Below are 2,728 nucleotides of genomic sequence, written 5' to 3' on the forward strand. Positions count from 1 at the left end.
GCTGGATCTGGCCTTCAGCGACGGCCGCATGAAAGAGCTGCTGTTCCGCTTCCGCGCGCGCAACTACCCGAATACGCTGGACGACGCCGAGCAGCGTCGCTGGCTGCAACACCGCCAGGAAGCGCTGAGCGCAGAGCGCGTGCAGAGTTACCTGCTGCAGCTCGAATCACTGTATAACCTGCACGAAGGCGACAAAGAGAAAACCGCCCTGTTGAAAGCGCTGTTCGATTACGGCAAAGAGTTGGTGGGATAAAACCCGCCGCAGCAGAAAAGGAAAAGGCCGCGAAAGCGGCCTTTTTTGTGGCTGATGACCCGTCCTGAATAGCGTTGACACATTTTACTCACGCACAGAGGAAAATGTGATGAACCAGTATATTAAACGCACACAACGCGATTACTCTCTATCCTTTAAACTGGCTGTCGTCGAACAGGTCGAAAAAGGCGAGATGACATACCGCCAGGCGCAAGATCGCTACGGTATCCAAGGCAGCCAGACTGTCATGAACTGGCTGCGCAAATACGGTCAACTTGACTGGCGAACTTCTCCTTCCACCAGAACGTGCGGAGACAACATGCCCAAACTCCCCCTGACGCCCGAACAGCGTATTAAAGAACTTGAGCAGCAACTGGCTGAATCTGAAGTCAAAGCCCAGTTCTTCGAAGCTGTCGTCAAAGTGATGAACACCGACTTTGGCGCCACGCTGACAAAAAAGCAGCTAACCGCCTTATCGCGCAAACACAAGTACCGGGACTCACAGTAACGCGGGCCTGCCGATGGATGGGCATCAGCCGACAAGCGTGGTATCAGTCCCTGCAGCGTGAAGCAGGCAAAGAGGAGCAGGCCCGGCATCTCGTCGAACAGGTGACGGCCATCCGCTTGCACCAACCCCGACTGGGGACACGTAAGCTGCATCACCTGTTGCGGCAACACCCCGAACCGGCGTTGCATGTGGGCCGTGACCGGTTGTTCAGTATCCTGCGCTGCGCGCGGTTACTGGTGATGCCTAAACGGGCGTATCACAAGACGACGCACAGCCATCATCGTTTTTATCGCCATCCCAACCTGCTAAAAGCGGGAGACAATCAAGTAATAGCCAGCCGTCCGGAACAGGTATGGGTGGCGGATATCACCTACCTGCCGCTGAGAACGGGGACGGCGTATGTCAGCCTGGTAACGGATGCCTGGTCGAGAAAAATCGTGGGATATCACGTGCATGACAGTCTGCATACCCGGCATGTCGCCTGCGCGTTCAAAATGGCACTGGCCGGCAGACGCACGGCGTTGCCGTTGGTGCATCACTCGGACAGGGGTATCCAGTACTGCTCGCAGGAATATCAGGCGTTACATCAGCAGTATGGCGTCATCTGCTCGATGACGGACGGGTATGACTGTTATCAGAACGCGCTGGCGGAACGGATAAACGGGATACTCAAAACGGAATACCTGCTCGGCAGGCCAGAAGATATCGCGCAGGCAAGAAAGATGGTCAGGGAGTCGGTGAACCTCTACAACACGCGGCGGCCGCACTTGTCGCTGAAATACAAAACGCCCGATGAGGTTCATCGGGCGTTATCCGGTTGAAAAGTGTCAACCTATATCAGGACTAGTCACTGCCGAGATTAATCCCAGCTCAGCACCACTTTACCCGACTTGCCGGAGCGCATGGCGTCGAAGCCCTGCTGGAACTCGTCGATCGAGAAACGGTGGGTGATGATTGGGGTCAAATCCAGGCCGGACTGGATCAGCGCCGCCATCTTGTACCAGGTTTCGAACATTTCGCGGCCGTAAATCCCTTTGATAAACAGCCCTTTGAAGATGACCTGGTTCCAGTCGATCGACATATCCGAAGGCGGAATGCCCAGCATGGCGATGCGTCCGCCGTGGTTCATGGCATTGAGCAGCGTGCGGAACGCCGGCGGCGCGCCGGACATTTCCAGACCGACGTCGAATCCTTCGGTCATACCCAGCTCGGCCATCACGTCGTTGAGGTTTTCCTTACTGACGTTCACCGCGCGGGTCACGCCCATCTTGCGCGCCAGTTCCAGACGGTATTCGTTAACGTCGGTGATCACCACATGGCGGGCGCCGACGTGTTTGCACACCGCCGCCGCCATGATGCCGATCGGGCCGGCGCCGGACACCAGCACGTCTTCCCCGACCAGATCGAACGACAGCGCAGTGTGTACCGCGTTACCGAACGGATCGAAGATCGAAGCCAGTTCGTCGGAGATGTTATCCGGGATCTTGAAGGCGTTGAACGCCGGGATCACCAGGTATTCCGCGAAGCTGCCCGGACGGTTCACGCCCACGCCGACGGTGTTGCGGCACAGGTGCGTGCGGCCGCCGCGGCAGTTGCGGCAGTGCCCGCAGGTGATGTGACCTTCACCGGACACGCGATCGCCGATGCTGAAGCCTTTGACTTCCTGACCGATCGCCACCACTTCGCCCACGTATTCATGGCCGACCACCATCGGAACCGGAATGGTTTTTTGCGACCATTCGTCCCAGTTGTAGATATGCACATCGGTGCCGCAGATCGCGGTTTTGCGGATTTTGATCATGATGTCGTTGTGGCCCAGCTCCGGCTGAGGCACGTCGGTCATCCAAAACCCATCTTCCGCAATCAGTTTTGACAGAGCTTTCATGGTTTTACCTTATGCAATAACGCCAAGATCCTTACCGATACGTGTAAACGCCGCCACTGCGCGTTCGATTTGCTCCGGGGTG

At 57.0% G+C, this 2,728-nt stretch carries 2 protein-coding genes and 1 pseudogene; 2 read left to right on the forward strand and 1 reads right to left on the reverse strand.

What is annotated here, in order from left to right; translation table 11 throughout:
- Positions 1-253 (forward strand): hypothetical protein (locus ACZ60B_RS42820; RefSeq protein WP_469397469.1); only part of this gene is annotated, 253 nt, incomplete at its 5' end.
- A 109-nt stretch (positions 254-362) separates the two neighbouring features.
- Positions 363-1,608 (forward strand): annotated as a pseudogene (locus tag ACZ60B_RS42825) (IS3 family transposase).
- A 12-nt stretch (positions 1,609-1,620) separates the two neighbouring features.
- On the opposite strand, the gene tdh reads toward ACZ60B_RS42825, so the two are convergent.
- Positions 1,621-2,646, reverse strand: coding sequence for an L-threonine 3-dehydrogenase (gene tdh / locus ACZ60B_RS42830; RefSeq protein ID WP_469397471.1), 1,026 nt, complete (start codon positions 2,644-2,646; stop codon positions 1,621-1,623).
- Positions 2,647-2,728 lie beyond the last annotated feature (82 nt).

It is taken from the genome of Streptomyces sp. NPDC104096, from assembly GCF_055584385.1.

What these genes read in the sequence shown, in the direction of transcription:
- tdh (WP_469397471.1), bottom strand. Translation starts at nt 2,646, where the DNA reads ATGAAAGCTCTGTCAAAACTGATTGCGGAAGATGGGTTTTGGATGACC.